An 18,995-nucleotide genomic window follows, 5' to 3' on the forward strand; every position below is an offset into this window, starting at 1 on the left:
GGCTTTTTGAGGAACGTTTAAACAGATAACTGATTTTATTGAATGATTGGAGTATGAAGCAGTGGAGTATCTTACTTGTATTTCTCTCTTTGAGTCTGTCATTATCAGCTCAACAAGGTTATGAGAAGGACGTATTTGTCTCTTCCACAGGAGATTCTTTGCCTTACCGGATGATTCGTCCCGAGTCAATGAAGGCGGGGAAGAAATATCCGCTGGTCCTGTTCCTGCATGGAGCCGGTGAGCGTGGAAATGACAATGAAAGACAACTGACGCATGGCGGACAGATGTTTCTGAATCCTGTCAACAGAGAGAAATATCCGGCTTTCGTACTTGTTCCTCAATGTCCGGCAGGTAGCTACTGGGCTTATACGGAACGTCCGAAATCACTGTTTCCGGCAGATATGCCTGCAGGACAGGAGATGAGTTCTCTTACCCGGACTCTCAAACAATTGCTGGATACTTATCTGGCCATGCCCGAAGTCGATAAAAAACGGATATATATTGTCGGATTGTCAATGGGAGCGATGGGGACGTATGATTTGGTGGTCCGTTATCCGGAGATTTTTGCGGCTGCCGTTCCCATTTGCGGATCGGTGAATCCGGACCGTTTGCCGGCTGCCAAAGAAGTGAAGTTCCGTATATTTCATGGGGATGCCGATGATGTGGTAACAGTTGAAGGGTCGCGTGAAGCGTACAAAGCACTGAAAGCTGCCGGAGCAAAGGTGGAATATATCGAATTCCCCGGTTGCAATCATGGCAGCTGGAATCCTGCATTCAATTATCCGGGTTTCATGGAGTGGCTGTTCAAACAAAAGAAATAATATTATTCATTGATAATAAAGAGATCTAAATAAACATGGCAGAACTAAAGTCATTGGCAAAGGACACTGCGATTTATGGTGCCAGCAGTATTATTGGTAAGTTTCTGAACTATTTTCTGGTACCGATTTATACTTTTTCACTTCCTGCTGCTTCCGGAGGATATGGAGTGATCACCAAGATGTATGCTATTGTGGCGTTATTGCTCGTGGTGCTAACCTTCGGAATGGAAACCGGCTTTTTCCGTTTTGCCAATAAAGGAGATGACGACCCGAAGAAGGTATATTCTGTTTCGTTATTGATGGTAGGGGGCGTATCGCTCCTGTTTTTGCTGTTGTGTCTGGTCTTCCTCAATCCTATTGCAGGGCTGATGGGGTATAGTGAACATCCATGGTATCTGGGCATGATGCTGATTGTACTGGCTATGGATGCCATTCAGGCTATTCCGTTTGCTTATCTTCGTTATAAGAAACGTCCTATCAAGTTTGCCGGACTGAAACTCTTATTTATATTTGTCAGTATCTTGCTGAATATCCTTTATTTTGTTGTCATGAAAGGTAATGACGTAGGGGTAGCCTTTCTTATTAATCTGATCTGTTCTTTTGTTGTAATGCTCGGGCTGATACCTGAATTCCGTGAATTCCGCTATTGTCCTGACCGTTTGCTGATGAAGCGGATGTTATATTATTCATTCCCTATTCTGATATTAGGAGTGGCAGGCATTGTGAATCAGGTTGGAGACAAGATTATTTTTCCTTTTGTCTACCCCGATAAGGTGGAAGCGGATGTACAGTTGGGTATTTACAGTGCAGCTACTAAAATAGCCATGATAATGGCAATGATCACGCAGGCTTTCCGCTTCGCATACGAGCCTTTTGTCTTTGGCAAAAGTAAGGATAAGGATAATAAACGAATCTATGCGCAGGCAATGAAGTTCTTTATTATCTTTACGCTGCTGGCATTTCTGGCAGTCATGTTTTATCTGGATATTTTACGTTATATCATAGCAGAAGACTATTGGGAGGGACTCAGGGTAGTTCCCATCGTGATGATTGCGGAGATGTTTATGGGGATTTATTTTAATCTCTCGTTTTGGTATAAACTGACGGATGATACCAGATGGGGGGCATATTTCTCCATTATAGCCTGTCTGACTGTTGTTCTGATGAATATCTTCCTGATTCCTGTATATGGGTATGTAGCTTGCGCATGGGCGGGTTTTACCGGATATGCCATAGCTATGTTGCTTTCTTATTTTGTCGGTCAGAAGAAATATCCTATTGCTTATGATCTGCGTGGAATAGGTTGTTATGTAGGCTTAGCTATTATTCTGTATCTGATTGGTGAATGGACGCCGATTCATAATACAGTCTTGCTTCTTGCATTCCGCACAGTCCTTCTGCTACTATTTATTGCTTATATTATCAAACGGGACCTGCCTTTGAGTCAGATTCCTGTTATTAACCGGATTATAAAAAAGAAATGACTATGAAGACAGATGAACGGAATAAGTTTGCGATCAAGTCGTTCCTGGGTGAATACCTGGACTTGAAAAAGGATAAAGACAATGAAATGGAAACCGTTGACTCTATCCGAAAAGGAGTAGAATTCAAAGGAGCCAATTTGTGGATTCTTATTTTTGCCATCTTTATGGCATCACTGGGATTGAATGTCAACTCTACGGCAGTGATTATCGGTGCCATGTTGATTTCACCGTTGATGGGGCCTATCATGGGTGTCGGACTTTCTGTCGGTTTGAATGATTTCGAGCTGATGAAACGTTCTTTGAAGAGCTTCCTCATCACGACTGCTTTCAGTGTGACGACGGCAACCATCTTTTTCCTTTTCACTCCTATTGCCGAAGCACAATCGGAGCTGTTGGCGCGTACTTCGCCTACGATTTATGACGTATTCATCGCACTTTTCGGTGGTTTGGCGGGAGTTGTCGCCCTGTCTACCAAAGAAAAGGGAAATGTGATTCCGGGAGTTGCCATTGCTACGGCGTTGATGCCTCCGCTTTGTACGGCAGGTTATGGCCTGGCATCGGGCAATCTGGTTTACTTTCTGGGTGCATTCTACCTCTACTTTATCAACTCCGTATTTATCAGTCTGGCTACCTTCATCGGTGTGCGGGTGATGCACTTCCAGCGTAAGGAATTTGTGGATAAGGCACGCGAGAAGATGGTGCGTAAATACATCATTCTGATTGTTGTGCTGACGATGTGCCCGGCTGTTTATCTGACGTTCGGCATCATTAAAAGTACTTTTTATGAGACGGCAGCCAATCGGTTTATCAATGAGCAGTTGAACTTTGAGAATACGCAGGTACTTGATAAGAAGATCAGTTATGAGCATAAAGACATCCGAGTAGTTCTGATCGGTCCCGAAGTTCCGGATGCTTCGATATCCATTGCCCGTAGCAAACTGAAAGAATACAAGCTGGAAGAAACAAAGCTGACTGTACTGCAAGGGATGAATAATGAGGCGGTAGATGTCTCTTCCATTCGTGCCATGGTGATGGAGGACTTTTATAAAAACAGCGAACAACGCCTGCAGGAACAGCAGAAAAAGATAACCCGACTGGAAGAAAACCTCGCTCAATATAAAGAGTATGATACGATGGGACGTACTTTAGTGCCCGAATTGAAGGTGCTTTATCCTTCCATCACTTCGCTTTCTATCGCTCACTCGCTGGAAACACGGGTAGACTCGATGAAAACGGATACGGTGACACTGGCTGTTTTGAAATTTGGCAAACATCCGTCAGTTGCCGAGAAGGAGAAAATCAGTGCATGGCTGAAAGCACGGGTGGGAGCGAAGAAGTTGAGGCTCATTACCGAATAATGGCCCCCGGATTGATCATAGAATATATAAATCTAAAAATAATAGCATGAAACTCAGACTAACCGCAATGATTCTCCTCTCCCTTTGCCTGTCACAGGCATTTGCTGACGAGGGAATGTGGCTATTGGGGAACCTTCGCAAGAACAAACAGGCGGAACGGGTGATGAAGGAACTCGGTTTGCAGATGCCTGTAAATAAACTGTATAATCCGAAGAAGCCGGCTTTGGCAAATGCCGTTGTCAGTTTCGGTGGATTTTGTTCGGGAGTGGTGGTTTCCGAAGATGGTCTGGTGTTTACCAATCATCACTGTGGTTTCAGCAGTATCCAGCAGCATTCTTCCGTAGAACATGATTATCTGAAGGATGGTTTTGTAGCCCGCAATCTTGGTGAAGAACTGCCGAATCCTGAATTATATGTCCGTTTCCTTCTTCGTACGGAGGATGTGACCAAGCGTGTGCTCTCGGCTGCCAAACATGCTCATACGGAAAGCGAACGTCGCGTAGTTGTCGACTCTGTCATGAATGTAATCGGCATGGAAGTATCAGAGAAGGACTCTACGCTGACGGGAATTGTCGATGCGTATTACGCCGGAAACGAGTTCTGGCTTTCTGTCTACCGCGATTATAATGATGTCCGGCTGGTTTTTGCTCCTCCTTCTTCAGTCGGCAAGTTCGGGTGGGACACGGACAACTGGATGTGGCCTCGCCATACAGGTGACTTCAGCGTTTTCCGTATTTATGCCAACAAACAGAACGGACCGGCGGATTATTCGCCAGAGAACGTCCCTTATCATCCGGAATACGTAGCTCCTATTTCATTGGATGGATATAAAGAAGGCTCTTTCTGTATGACTCTCGGCTATCCGGGCAGTACGGAGCGCTATCTCTCTTCGTATGGGATCGAAGAAATGATGAACGGCATTAATCAGGCTATGATCGATGTGCGCGGGGTAAAACAGGCTATCTGGAAGCGGGAAATGGATCGCCATCCGGATATCCGTATCAAGTATGCTTCTAAATACGATGAAAGTTCTAATTACTGGAAAAACAGCATAGGAACCAATAAAGCCATCCGGCACCTGAAAGTGCTGGAAAAGAAGCGCGCAGCAGAAGCAGCCCTCCGTGACTGGATTCAGTCTCATCCGGAAGAAAGGGAGAAACTGATTCGCCTGTTCTCTTCTCTGGAACTGAATTATAATAATCGTAGGGAAACAAACCGTGCCCTTGCTTATTTCGGGGAGTCGTTCATTAATGGTCCCGAACTGGTTCAGCTGGCACTCGAAATTCTGAACTTCGATTTTGAGGCCGAAGAGAAGTTGGTCGTTACCCGCATGAAGAAGTTGCTGGAGAAATACGATAACCTGAATCTGTCTATTGATAAGGAAGTATTTGCGGCCATGCTCAAAGAGTACCGGTCCAAAGTGGATAAGAAATACCTACCGGCGATGTATCTGCAAATAGACACCTTGTATAACGGAAATGTCCAGACTTATGTAGACTCTTTGTATGCTACCTCTCAAATCACTTCCCCGAAGGGACTGAAGCGCTTCCTTGAACGTGATACGACTTATAATCTCATCGAAGACCCTGCCATTTCTTTAAGCCTCGACCTGATAGTGAAATACTATGAGATGAATCAGAGCGTTTCAGAGGCTTCCGAACAGATCGAGCAGGATGAACGCCTGTTCAATGCCGCTATGCGTCGTATGTATGCCGACCGTAACTTCTATCCTGATGCCAACTCCACTATGCGCCTTAGTTTTGGTACAGTCTGTGGATATTCTCCTTTTGACGGGGCTACCTTTAGTTATTATACGACGGTAAAAGGAATTTTCGAGAAAGTAAAGGAACATGCAGGCGATATAGACTTTGCAGTTCAACCGGATCTTCTGGCTTTACTCTCTTCCGGTGATTTCGGCAGATATGCCGATGAAAAGGGAGATATGAACGTTTGTTTTATCTCGAATAATGATATTACGGGAGGAAATTCCGGCAGTGCCATGTTCAATGCGAAAGGGGAATTGCTTGGCCTTGCTTTTGACGGCAATTGGGAAGCGATGAGCAGTGACATTGTCTTTGAACCGGACTTGCAGCGTTGTATTGGAGTAGACGTCCGCTATATGCTTTTCATTATGGAAAAGTATGGAAAGGCTGCTAACCTTATCGAGGAACTGAAATTAACCCGCTGAAACGGAAAACAAAACAATCTTATAAGAAGGCTGCTCTTATCGTTTCAGTATAATTACCATTACAGCAACGATAATCAGTGCAATGCCTACGCCAATACTTGTGGTGAATGCTTCTCCAAAGAGGAAGATGCCTACACATACGGCAGTTACCGGCTCCATAGCTCCCAATACAGAGGTGAGTGTGGAGCCGATGCTTTTTACTGCTCTGACCAGTGCAAGATTGGAAACGACGGTCGGGATCAATGCCAGCAAGATTAGATTTCCGGCAGTATGCCATTCACTGATAGGCTGAAGATGGCTGATACTAGTAGTTCCGATAAAGAGAAAGATTCCTCCGAAAAGAAATACATAGAAAGTGAGCAGTAATCCTTTCATCCGGCCGATTTTTAACTGGCTCATCGTGACAAGGTACAGTGCATATCCCAATGCTGATAAAAGAACGATGAAAAGGCCGAAAAATGAGAAACTTCCTGTCTCTGTATTTCCACCGGATAAGAAGTAGACACCTATCACGGCAGAGGCGATGGCGGCTATCCGCCAACCGGACTTTTTTTCTTTGAAGAATAGCATCATGACCAAAGTAGTCAGTACCGGATACATGAAGTGAATGGTGGTGGCTACACCGCTTGCCATAAACTTATATCCCCAGAACAGGAAGACGGCAGACATCAGATAAAGTATCGCAAGCAGGAGCAGGGAAGGAATGTCCCGTCTGCTGATTCGAAAGGATTGCCCGTTGATCAGCAGAATCCCGCCTAATGCCATACACGCAAACAGGAAGCGATAGAAGAGTATCGATTCGAATTGCATGCCCGCCTGCATGGCAGGAATGGTGAATAGGGGGATAAGCCCAAAAGAGGCCGACGAAAGCAGACCGTACAGGAAACCGTTGACTTTATTCATAGTTAAGTATATATTCGGAGTGCAAAGATACTCATAATAGATAAGATGATATTATGTTTGAATTATAAAATAGAGATTACGTCCGAAACGTATGAAGCTGTCTCTGTTTTCTTGTTGAGTATATCGAATTTTTCGCTAAAACATGTGTTTAGGGTTGAAATAAACAGATATTGCTAAATTATGAACAGATATTTTCTTTGGTAGTGTTTCTTTTTTCTGACCTTTGGTGTGTCCAGAGTACAAACCTGTAAATATTTGAATTGACAACAAAACTATGATACATATGAAAAACAGATTAGTTGGCTTATTAGTGTTCGCGTTGGTTGCTTTTAACTTATATGCGCAGTCTGATCAAAGTAAAAAGGGACTTCTTACTTTTACCGGTACGCGTATTATTTCCTTTGATCCAATGCGGGAAATGCCTAAGATGGCTTGGTATAGTGAAAATCAAGATATTCGGGTAGATGAAGAAGTGCTCTTTAATAATCAGTCGTCATTGTTGATTCCGTCTGTACGGGGAAAGAAAACAGAAGCTTATTTCAGCATGAATAACCGCGATATTACAGGTAAGACGATTGTGTTTAAAGGCAAATACAAATATCAGCAGGCAAATAATGCCAAAGTGAGTTTCGCAATTAAACTGGACACTCACCTTCAAAGAATAGACGAGAAGGCTATTGATTTTGAATGTAACGGCAGTCAGGACTGGAAAGACTTTTATGTGGAAATGCCGTTTACACGTTCCAAGAAATTTTTCTTTCGAATACTCTGTGACGGGGAGGCCAGGCTTTGGGTGAACGACTGCCAGGTGCTGATAGATGGACAGTCACTTGATTTAATTAAGAATCCGGATGTTGAAGTAGACAAGGATCTGGAGTTCGCAGGAAATTCAGGAATATCGCTTGGAGACGTTGACGGGCAAACATTGGAAAATTTGGTGGTTTTGGGCAAGGTTTGGGGATTCCTTAAATATTTTCATCCGCAGGTTGTGGTTGGAAAGTATAACTGGGATTTTGAATTGTTCAGAGTGATGCCCGGGATAGCAGCTGCGAAGAGCAAAAAGGAAAGGAACTCACTATTAAATGAATGGATAGATAAGTACGGTAAAATCACGGAAACCGAGGAGTATGTAATCGGAGATTCGGCCCAATATCATCGTTTTGCACAGCTTGGCTGGCTGGAAGATCCGAATGTCTTCGATAAGAAACTGTCTGAAAAACTAGTGAGAATCAAGAATGCCAAACGTAATAGTGTATTGAACTACTATCTTCCGATATTAACCGGAAAGGAGGAGGTGGAATTTGCCAGAGACAAACCTTATCCTTCAATCGACTGGGAAGATCAGGGATATCGTATTCTTACGGTTTATAGATTGTGGAATGCCATCGAACATGGATATCCTTACGCCAACCTTACAGACCATAGATGGAGTACTCTGCTGGCGCAATATCTGCCTGAATTTCTTAATGCCTCTTCGGAAAAAGATTTGGACCATTCTATACGAAAACTGGCTGCTGAAATCAATGATTCACATGGAGGGCTTGAATTTCCGAATCATGCTCCCCGATTGTATGGTCTTCCATTGGGACTGACTCAGACAACGGACGGAAAGCTTGTAGTAGAATCAACTGCATTAAAACAGATTGAGCGGGGATCGGTCATACTGGCTGTAAATGATAAACCGATTTCGGAAATAATCGACAATTACCGTTCTATATTGCCTTCTTCAAATGAGCATGGTTTACTGAGGAATGTCTCATTCAGACTATTTGTTACATCGGAGAATGAAATGAAAGTCACAGTGGAGAATCAAGGGCAGTCTCATGAATATACGATACCCATGCAGTCTTTTGAAAGAGCATCTTTTAAAGGCCGAAAGAGTCCGTCAGATTACGGACTGGATGCCAGAAAGATTCTTTATGTAGATGCAGGTATAATAGGGCTTCTGGAACTGGATCAGATGATGAAAACAAATTTGAATGCCAAAGGAATGATATTGGATATGCGTAAGTATCCGAGATGGGACATTATGGAAGTACTTGGAAAATACCTTTATCCTCAACCGACTACATTTATGTGGTATTCCATTAATTCGAAGAAATTTCCGGGTAACTTTGGTCTTGATATAATTGGAAAAATTGGTTTTAAAGAAAATCCTGATTATTTCAAAGGTAAGATTGCTATTCTTGTAAATGAGATGACTCAGAGTTTTGGAGAGCTAATGTCTGTCGCTTATAGAGTGGCACCAAAAAGTGCGGTTATCGGTACGCAAACTGCCGGTGCGAACGGTCATGTCGGATATTTATATTTGCCTCGGGGAATCAAATTCACCTATACAATGGCGGGAGCATTCTATCCTGAATGGAAATTGAATCAACGGGATGGAGTGACTATTGATATTCCGGTGGAACAGACTGTAGAAGATATAGCTGCAGGAGAAGATATGTGGATTAGAAAAGCGATTGAATATATTGAGAGTAAACGGTAAGGTTTCACCCTGATTAAAGGGATATTCAGCCCGTCGATATAATTCGATTTGAATATATTGACGGGCTGAATTATACTATTAGCAAGCTGAACTTATTTCTTTATCGGTCTGCTTGGAATCTTTTCAAAGATAGATCTAATCCGTTCCATATCAAATTTAGGCTGTCGGTCGTAAGTGTAGATACCGTTTTTCTCTTGTTCGATATCTGAAAACTGTGTATAGCAGAATCCGCTGATGATTCCGGAGGATTGAATCGCATTGATGAGTTTTTCGATGCGTTCGAAGAGGGCATCTTCATTGGTAAATGTTCCTCCATGTCCCCATGTGTCTTCCTTGGTTCTGGATGTCTCCCATACAATACCGCCGAATTCACCGATGATAAAAGGTTGGTTGGCATAAGCTGCCTGGTTCTTGTCCGGCTTTAAGCTTAGTGCGAAACGTGTTGCATCCGGTTCGTAAGTACTGATGCTCCAGATATCTGTCAGGAAATGGAATCCACTGCCGGTAAGGTCGTTGAACGGACGACTGGGATCGATTGCTTTTGTCAGTTTTTGCAGGTCAAATACCAAGCGTGCAAATGTACCGGACGAAACATTGCTCAATGGTACGGTAAGAGGTGCCCATGTGATGATAGAAGGGTGATTACGGTCTCGTTCGAGTATCTCTATCCATTCACTGAGAAGATTTCTTGATGCGACCTCGTCATCGGGATTCATTCCCCAGTTAGGAGACTCTCCCCAAGTGATAAATCCCAGCTTATCTGCCCAGTAATGGAATCGTTCTTCGAAAAACTTTTGATGAAGCCGTGCCCCGTTGAAGCCGGCTTTCTTACTTAGTAAAATATCATTTTTAAGGGCTTCATCGGTAGGTGCAGTCCAGATTCCATCAGGATAATACCCCTGATTCATAACCAGACGCTGGAAATAAGGCTCGTTATTCAGGTAAAATTTGCCATTGGCTATATGCACTTTGCGCATACCTACATATGATTTTACTTCATCGATGGTCTGCCCTTTGGCATCTTTGACGCAGTAACTGATATCGTAAAGGTGTGGAGTTTCGGGGCTCCAGAGCTTGATATTCTTTATCGGTAAGATCAGGTTACTGCCATTGGCACATTTTGATGTCATTTGAGCGACTTTTTTCTGGCTGTCATAGATCGTAACTTCCAGTGTCTGGTCATTGGATATCTGATAGAATTCCGGAGTAATGATCAATTGATTATTGTCGATATCTGGATAGGTATTTGCCGATTTCAGTCCACAGGGAGAGAGCGCTTCCATCCACACCGTTTGCCAGATGCCTGTGACACGGGTATAAAAACAGGCAAAGGAGTTCTTCTCCGGAGACTGTTTGCCGCATGCCTGACGACCTGATTTTGCATCATCGGACACGGATACTACCAGATTGTGGCTATTCCCGGGTTTGGCTATGCGACTGATATCTATTACAAAAGGAGAGCTCCCGCCGTTATGAAAACCGACGAGGCGTCCGTCGATATAAATCTCTGCTAAATAGTCGACAGCACCGAAATGGAGTAAAATCTTCTTGTTGCTCCAGTCAGCGGGTATCGGCAGAGAACGTTGATACCACATTTTTTTTATAAAGTCCGTGTGATTAACTCCGGATAGTTTGCTTTCCGGGCAGAAAGGAACCGTAATTGTTTTGCTAAGCTCCTTTGCCGTAGGTAAGTTACGCTTTTTCCCGGAATCATCAAGATCGAATTCATATGTCCACGTACCATTTAAATTAACCCAGGTAGTTCTTTCAAATTGTGGGCGGGGATATTCCGGCCGGGGAATATCATTGGTTGCGTTTGCTGCAAAAGAGAGTAGTAAACCAACTAGCATCAGATGTGCTTTTCTCATGTTTTGTAATTTTTGTTATTGTATAATTTAAGTGCCTTAGCTGATTGTAAAAATAGAGATTTAAAAGAAGAAAAGGTGTAAACGATTGTTCAAATTAGGAAATAATCTGATCATAGTGAAGATTATTCGGTTATATTTGATAAATGTGTATAATAATGTCACAAATTTATGGTATGAAATAGGTAAAAGCCGCTACATTTGTAATCGAATAAATTTTAGGAAAATATTATAGAAGAACATTTAAACTAAATAACTCAATCAATTATTATGAAACTACGAATCATGCGAAGTGCATGGATTGCACTTTTGTTTATGTCTTTATCTGTAACAGCACAAACCACGGATAAGCCGGAGTGGAGCAATGAGCTGGTCTCGGGAGTCAATAAGGAAGAAGCAGTTCAGATTGCTATTCCTTTTACCGATGAACAACAAGCAATGAATCTGACTATTGAAGAGTCACCTTATTACAAAACGCTGAATGGAATATGGAAATTTCACTGGGTAGCTGACCCGAAAGACCGACCGCAGGATTTCTGTAAACCGGAATATGATGTAAGCCAATGGGATAATATTAAAGTCCCTGCAACTTGGCAGATAGAGGCCGTAAGACATAATAAAAACTGGGATAAGCCCTTATATTGCAATGTGATTTATCCTTTTTGTGAGTGGGATTGGAAAAAGATTCAGTGGCCTAATGTAATTCAACCTCGTCCGTCTAACTATACTTTTGCGACGATGCCTAATCCTGTCGGTAGTTATCGCAGGGAGTTTATATTGCCTGATTCATGGAAAGGACGTGATGTCTTTATTCGTTTTAATGGGGTAGAAGCCGGTTTTTATATTTGGGTGAATGGTAAAAAGGTCGGCTATTCGGAGGACAGCTACCTGCCTGCCGAATTTAATCTGACTCCTTATCTGAAAGCTGGAAAGAATGTTCTTGCTGTCGAGGTGTATCGCTTTACAGATGGTAGCTTTTTGGAGTGTCAGGATTTCTGGCGTTTCAGCGGTATATTCAGAGATGTATTTCTGTGGTCGGCTCCTAAAACGCAAATCAGAGACTTCTTCTTCCGTACGGATTTAGACAAGGAGTATAAAAATGCATCCGTCTCTCTGGATATAGATATTACAGGTAAAAAAAAGTAATAACGAGATTCAAGTGAAGGTGACGGATCAGAATGGTAAAGAGATTGCTACCCAAAATGCGCGTGCTGTAACGGGAACGAATAAACTTCAGTTTGAGGTTGTGAATCCTTTGAAATGGACGGCAGAAACGCCCAACCTTTATAATCTCACTATTCTTTTGAAGCAAAAAGGGAAAACTGTAGATATTCGTAGTGTCAAGGTCGGTTTTCGTAAGATTGAACTGGCGCAAGATGGTCGGCTGTTGATTAATGGAAAATCAACCTTATTTAAGGGAGTTGACAGACACGACCATAGTTCGGAGAATGGTCGTACGGTATCTAAAGAAGAAATGGAAAAAGATGTGCAGTTGATGAAGTCATTGAATATTAATGCTGTACGTACTTCTCATTATCCTAATAATCCTTATTTCTATGATTTATGTGACAGATATGGTATATATGTTCTTTCCGAAGCCAATGTAGAATGCCATGGTCTTATGGCATTGTCCTCTGAACCTTCATGGGTGAAAGCATTTACGGAACGCAGTGAGAATATGGTGCGACGCTATAAAAATCATGCTTCTATAGTCATGTGGTCGTTGGGCAACGAATCCGGTAATGGCATTAACTTTAAATCTGCTGCAGAGGCTGTTAAGAAGCTCGATGATACCCGTCCTACTCACTATGAAGGTAATAGCTCTTATTGCGATGTAACCAGTTCTATGTACCCCGATGTGCAATGGCTGGAAAGCGTAGGGAAGGAGCGTTTACAGAAATTCCAGAATGGAGAAACGGTCAAACCTCATGTGGTTTGTGAATATGCTCATGCGATGGGTAATTCAATCGGGAATTTCAAGGAATACTGGGAAACTTATGAGCGTTATCCTGCACTTGTCGGTGGCTTTATCTGGGATTGGGTAGATCAAAGTATTAAGATGCCTGCTCCGGATGGTTCCGGTTATTATATGGCCTTCGGAGGAGATTTTGGAGATACACCGAATGACGGTAATTTTTGCACGAATGGCGTAATCTTTTCCGATCGTACATACTCTGCCAAGGCATACGAGGTGAAAAAAATACATCAGCCTGTATGGGTTGAGGCTATGGGAAATGGGACGTATAAACTGACTAATAAGAGATTTCATGCAGGGTTGGATGACTTATATGGAAGGTATGAGATTGAAGAGGATGGAAAAGTTGTATTCTCGGCTAATCTGGAAGAATTGTCCTTGAACGCACAGGACAGTAAGGTCATTACTATAGCTGATAATCAGATCAATAAAATCCCGGGAGCCGAATACTTTATAAAGTTCCGCTTCTGTCAAAAGCAAGATACTGAATGGGAAAAGGCCGGATATGAGGTAGCATCAGAGCAATTCAAACTTTCTGATAGTGCGAAGCCTGTATTTAAAGCAGGAGAAGGTAGTATTGATCTGATAGAGACTGATGATGCATATCTGGTAAAAAGCTCGCAGTTTGAAGCGTCTTTCTCAAAGCAGCAGGGAACGATCTCTTCTTATACATTAAATGAAGTGTCCATGATTAGCAAAGGGTTGGAATTGAATGCTTTCCGTGCTCCTACTGATAATGATAAGCAAGTGGATGGTGACTGGTATCAGAAAGGCTTGTATCAGATGACTCTTGAACCTGGACATTGGAATGTGAGGAAAGAAGATAATAAGGTAACTTTGCAGATAGAGAATCTATATCGGGGAAAAACGGGTTTTGATTATCGAACTAATATAGAATATACGGTGGATGCCGATGGTTCTATTTTGGTTAATAGCACTATTATTCCTTCAACAAAAGGTGTAATTATTCCCCGTATTGGTTATCGTATGGAACTTCCGGAAGGCTTTGAACGCATGCGTTGGTATGGTCGCGGACCGTTGGAAAACTATGTTGACCGAAAAGATGCCACTTACGTAGGCGTGTATGATGAGTTAGTATCTGATCAATGGGTGAACTATGTCAGAGCACAGGAAATGGGTAATCGCGAGGATCTGCGTTGGATTTCAATAACCAATCCTGATGGAATAGGCTTTGTCTTTATTGCAGGTGATAAGATGTCCGCTTCTGCTTTGCATGCAACAGCACAGGATATGGTTGACCCTGCCAATCATCGTAGGTTGCTTCATAAGTATGAAGTACCGATGCGTAAAGAAACTGTTCTTTGTCTGGATGCTAATCAGCGTCCGCTTGGTAATGCCAGTTGTGGTCCTGGCCCGATGCAAAAGTATGAACTTCGTTCTCAGCCTACTGTTTTCAGTTTTATCATACTACCTTTGGAGAGAAGTTATTCGACAGAAGAACTTATAAGGAAGGCGCGCGTACAGATGCCCGTATGTATGCCTGTATTGATAGAAAGAGATAATAATGGTTATTTGAATTTAAAGACTAATACTCCCGGAGCTACTGTTCATTATAGTCTGAATGGCGGAGAAGAGAAGATATATACTGAACCTTTCGAATTTATTTCTGGTGGTCATGTGGAAGCATATGCCGTTTCAGAACAATTAGGAAAAAGTGCGGGAACTTCAGCTGAATTTCCGATCTATGTGGATCGTTCACTGTGGAAGATTGTATCAGTTAGTAGTGAGAATGGGGGTGAAGAGGCCCGTAACGCAATCGATGGTGATCTGAATACTATCTGGCATAGTCGGTGGAATGATCCTGTGGCTAAACATCCCCACGAAATAGTAGTGGATATGTCTTCATCACTTGAGATTGATAAGTTTATTTATCAGCCTCGTAACTCTGAGAACGGACGTATCAAGGATTATGAGCTCTATTTCAGTAAAGATGGAAAGAACTGGGACAACAAGACTAAAGGTCATTTTGAAAATTCATCTTCTGCACAGTTTGTAACATTGGAGAAACCAATTGTGGCACGTTACTTTAAATTGATTGCTTTATCTGAAATTTATGGTCGGGATTGGGCTTCGGCAGCAGAATTAAATGTCAATGCAGTCCGTAATTTATCGGGTGCATCTGAAGAGAGACAGAAGGTTGTATATGTGGATAGTGATGCTGATGGAAGTATGAAATTGGCTGCGGATGGTGATATTAATACATTCTGGCATACGGTACATAACCAGTTCTATCTGGCTCCTTATCCTCATGAGATACAGATTGCATTAGCTAAAGAAACTACAGTAAAAGGTCTTAAATATACACCTCGTCAGGATTCTTCGGAAGGTAGAATCGGTAAATATGAAGTGTATATCAGCCATGATGGCAAGGAGTGGGGAAAAGCTGTGGCTTCTGGTACATTTGCCGATTCAAAGGAAGTACAGACAGTTGAATTTAATCCATGTAAAGCACGTTATGTAAAACTTCAGGCTCTGTCTGCTGTCATTAAAGAGGCTAAGATGGCTGCTGTGGCAGAGTTAGAGGTTCTCTTGGCTGAATAGGAAAAGCGATAAAGAGTGTTATGAAAAAGAGAGACTGCCTCATTTTTTGATTGGAGGCAGTCTCTTTTTTATGGGAGATATCTTGATTTCTACAGTATAGGCTTATTCGAGAACAGCTGCAAATCCACCATTTCTAGCCATTCTGATAGAAAGCTTTTTATTCTTATTCATTGTTGCCGATTTCATACGGTAATCCATTGCCTGATATCCTGCATTTATTCCATCCTCAAACGAGGTCACACGGTAGGTCCTGCCATCTTTCAGGAAGTCGAGATTTATTTCAAATTCTCTTTCATTTTCCTTATCATTAGTCATCCCACCAATAAACCATTTCTCTCCTTTACGCTTCGCAACGATTACATATTCACCTACTTTGGCTTCCAGAACAACTGTTTCATCCCATGTTACAGGTACTTGGGTAATGAAACGAGTGCAATCTTCATTGCGGTAATATAAGGTCGGATTGTCTGCCAACATTTGTAAACCGCTTTCGAATATGACAAATAAAGCCATTTGGTATGCACGGGTACCGATACTTGCAGAGTTAGGACGTTCGGAACGATAGATATTCGGTTGCATACTGATCATAGCTCCAGGAGTGTAATCCATAGGGCCTACCGCATTTCTCATGAAAGGCAAGTAGATGCTATTCTCCGGCTTACAGCCTCCCATTTGTTCCATACCTCTGACCCCTTCATAGGATAATACATTGGGATACTTGTATTCCAGTCCGGCCGGCTTGAATGATCCATGGAAGTCAACAAATAAATGATGTCTGGCTGCTTCTTGGGCTACTCGTTCGTAGTAGTTAACCATCCATTGATCGCTGCGGTCCATGAAGTCTATTTTTACTCCCTTTATTCCCCATTCATTGAATGTTTTGAAAAGGTCAAAATTCTTTTCTACTGTTAACCAAGTCAGCCAAAGGACAATACCCACATTCTTTTCTTTTCCATAACGAATCAGCTCATGAAGGTCTACGTCCGGATTAGGAGTGTAAGGATCGCGTGTACTCTTGGCCCATCCTTCATCCATAATAATGTAAGGGATTCCGAACTTGGACGCGAAATCAATGAAGTATTTGTATGTTTCCAAATTACAACCAGCTTTAAAGGTTACATCTTGCCCATACGGGGTTGCTCCGTTCCACCATTCCCAACTTACTTGCCCTGGTTTTATCCATGACACATCTTCTAACTGATTCTTATCAGCCAGTTTATAGGTCATAGTGTTCTCAACTAATTGCTTGTCTTCCTTGGTAATGACAAAGTAGCGCCATGGAAAGTTCCTTTTTCCACTTGTTTTAGCGATATATTCCGCTTCTTTTTCGATTTTGAGGCTGCGGTCTCCGTCTTCACCAAATGCAAGGGGGACTTTTGGAAAAATAGAGGATATGCCATTGGTCCCGTTTCCTTTCAGAAACATGCAAGGATAGTCCGACAGATCAGATTCACTGATTAATATCTTATACGATTTACGTGTATCAATGAGAACTGGAAGTACGGACATTTTATCTGATGGTTTCCATGAGTGACTGGAAATGTGTGTGTACGGCTCTTCATAAGCTGTTTTGAACCCTCCCGGCTGTTGGAGATGTAATAAATAGTCTGTCGGGAACTGCAATGAAAGGTCTTCTCCCAATACTTCGATTTCTCCTTTTTGGCGGGTGATAAAACGATAGGCTATTCCATCGTTAAAAGCACGGAATTCTACTGAGTAGTTTCCTTTAAAATTGAGTAGAAGTTGGTTATATTCGTTATTGATCGTTGAAAATTTCAGTGGAACGACAGGGGTTAAGGTTTCTTTTATTTTGTTCTGTTTTTGTCCGGACAGTTTGGGATGTTCGCCCAATGTTTTATCTTTTAGTTTAAGTTGGAGATAATTGTCTTTCAACAGAACTTCATCATTGCAGGCTACGTCATAGTAGATTTTGTCGGTGAGGCGGACGGATACTTTTATTTTTCCGTTCGGGGAACTTAATTCTACATTCTTTTGTGCTTGTGCATGTAGCACTAATCCACAAATAAATAGGAATAATAAGAGTGACTTTCTCATTGTTTTAGATCATCAATATGTTATATTTATAATATGAGTTATTTCTTTATGAATTAAATTTGCCAAATATAAGTATTTTTAATCTAAGTAAGGCTGTTTATGAATGAAAAGTGACACTTATAGCGAAGTTACTAACTAAGCTAAGTGTCACTTTTTATTTGGCAATAATTATTCTTTCTCCAATCAGATTGAGCATATAGTTTAAATGCTCCTTAGTATAGAATCAAACCATTGACTTGATATATTTCATTGAGTAGGGATATAATATTGCATTTTTACCATTGAATAGCTTGGTCTTGGTCTGGTATTAGAGTATTAATCTTTCGTTCCATGAGCAATGAACCGCTAGCTCTGTACGAAGTAGGAACATTGGATGAGGTTACGTCATCATAACTATATTCCATTCTTAATACATGATAACGATGCAATAGATAAGGCTGATTTGTATCCATTTCATCCCAAATCTCATAGGTAGGATTACCTATTATTTGGAAATTTATTGCCGGGTTGGTAGCTGTTATTGTCAGATTACCTGTTTTTTTTGTTTCAGTTTCTTCTATAGGTTTTTCGAACTTGACATTAATTTTGTAAGTTTCCCGGTCGATTGAGTTATCTTCCTTCGTTCCGACATAGAAAAATACTGTATTTTCATCAACGACGTGTGCTCTTCGATTATCAACTACTAATGGATCGTCATTAGAGCCAGCAAAATAAATATTCATTGCTGTTGCAGAATAATTGCCTGAGTAATCATTATATGGCAAAACATGGAGTAATGCTTTACGCCAGCCTTTCCGTTTATTGGTCACATATGAAGGATCTTCTTCAACGGTCAGAGGTAATACCCATTCTTTTGATAGGTTTAGTCCAGAAAACTTAAATTTGATAGGGAATAATTCCTTTCTTGTGCCTGCAGGCATATAGCAGGTAGGTGCTGTAAATTCATAGTTTTGCTCAGGTAATAATTCATACCATAAATCTTTTCTCAACTCATGGTAGTTGGCTAGATTTAGAGCAACCAGTGTGTCTGGGTCCACAGCAATACGAACATTCAAGTCTCTATCTAATGGGGTTGATCCGCTGACTAGCACCGGGAGATCATATACAACTTCTCCGTTAGGTTTGTATCGTACATAGATATCAGACACCTCTTCACTGCCTATAGGTGCTTTCAAGGAGATCATATGTGAATAAAGTTCGTCTTTCCATTCGTCATTACATGCACTAAAGAAAGATAGTGCAGCAAACATTGTAACTATATAAATTATTCTTCTTTTCATTTTTATATTCTTTTTA

9 protein-coding genes and 1 pseudogene are annotated in these 18,995 nt (G+C 41.7%); 6 read left to right on the top strand and 4 right to left on the bottom strand.

From position 1 onward, the window contains the following. Positions 1-53: 53 nt before the first annotated feature. From KTR07_RS08360 to KTR07_RS08375, 4 genes are read left to right on the top strand one after another with little or no spacing between them, the layout of a single operon-like run. A complete protein-coding gene (locus KTR07_RS08360) occupies positions 54-821 on the top strand; it encodes a dienelactone hydrolase family protein (RefSeq protein WP_011108741.1) in 768 nt (255 codons plus the stop codon). A gap of 35 nt (positions 822-856) precedes the next feature. Next, positions 857-2,305 (top strand): lipopolysaccharide biosynthesis protein, encoded by a 1,449-nt coding sequence (locus KTR07_RS08365; RefSeq protein WP_117981494.1) that lies wholly within the window; start codon positions 857-859, stop codon positions 2,303-2,305. A gap of 2 nt (positions 2,306-2,307) precedes the next feature. Beyond that, complete coding sequence (locus KTR07_RS08370; protein ID WP_008762895.1) at positions 2,308-3,663, top strand: TIGR00341 family protein; 1,356 nt, start codon at positions 2,308-2,310, stop codon at positions 3,661-3,663. Between the two features lie 46 nt (positions 3,664-3,709). Then, on the top strand, positions 3,710-5,851 hold the full coding sequence (locus KTR07_RS08375) for a S46 family peptidase (protein ID WP_117981495.1): 2,142 nt from the start codon (positions 3,710-3,712) through the stop codon (positions 5,849-5,851). Positions 5,852-5,887: 36 nt separating this feature from the next. Here KTR07_RS08375 and KTR07_RS08380 read toward each other — a convergent pair whose 3' ends face one another. Then, positions 5,888-6,754 (bottom strand): DMT family transporter, encoded by an 867-nt coding sequence (locus tag KTR07_RS08380; protein ID WP_117981496.1) that lies wholly within the window; start codon positions 6,752-6,754, stop codon positions 5,888-5,890. Positions 6,755-7,037: 283 nt separating this feature from the next. Between KTR07_RS08380 and KTR07_RS08385 the strand changes: the two genes are divergently transcribed. Beyond that, a complete protein-coding gene (locus KTR07_RS08385) occupies positions 7,038-9,242 on the top strand; it encodes a S41 family peptidase (RefSeq protein ID WP_254306546.1) in 2,205 nt (734 codons plus the stop codon). A 92-nt stretch (positions 9,243-9,334) separates the two neighbouring features. Here the strand turns inward: KTR07_RS08385 and KTR07_RS08390 are convergent, their stop codons facing one another. Then, positions 9,335-11,110: a glycoside hydrolase family 2 protein gene (locus KTR07_RS08390; RefSeq protein ID WP_117981498.1), complete on the bottom strand. Its 1,776-nt coding sequence runs from the start codon at positions 11,108-11,110 to the stop codon at positions 9,335-9,337. Between the two features lie 267 nt (positions 11,111-11,377). On the opposite strand from KTR07_RS08390, the pseudogene KTR07_RS08395 reads away from it, so the two are divergent. Continuing rightward, positions 11,378-15,644 (top strand): annotated as a pseudogene (locus KTR07_RS08395) (glycoside hydrolase family 2 TIM barrel-domain containing protein). A gap of 102 nt (positions 15,645-15,746) precedes the next feature. Here the strand turns inward: KTR07_RS08395 and KTR07_RS08400 are convergent. Then, a complete protein-coding gene (locus KTR07_RS08400; RefSeq protein ID WP_117981500.1) occupies positions 15,747-17,699 on the bottom strand; it encodes a glycoside hydrolase family 97 protein in 1,953 nt (650 codons plus the stop codon). A 275-nt stretch (positions 17,700-17,974) separates the two neighbouring features. Then, the gene (locus tag KTR07_RS08405) at positions 17,975-18,979 is read right to left on the bottom strand and encodes a DUF4973 domain-containing protein (protein ID WP_008762898.1); all 1,005 of its coding nucleotides are present in this window, start codon (positions 18,977-18,979) and stop codon (positions 17,975-17,977) included. Positions 18,980-18,995 lie beyond the last annotated feature (16 nt).

The sequence above is a fragment of the Bacteroides sp. MSK.20.82 genome, assembly GCF_019052485.1.
Classification (GTDB): Bacteria; Bacteroidota; Bacteroidia; order Bacteroidales; family Bacteroidaceae; genus Bacteroides; species Bacteroides thetaiotaomicron.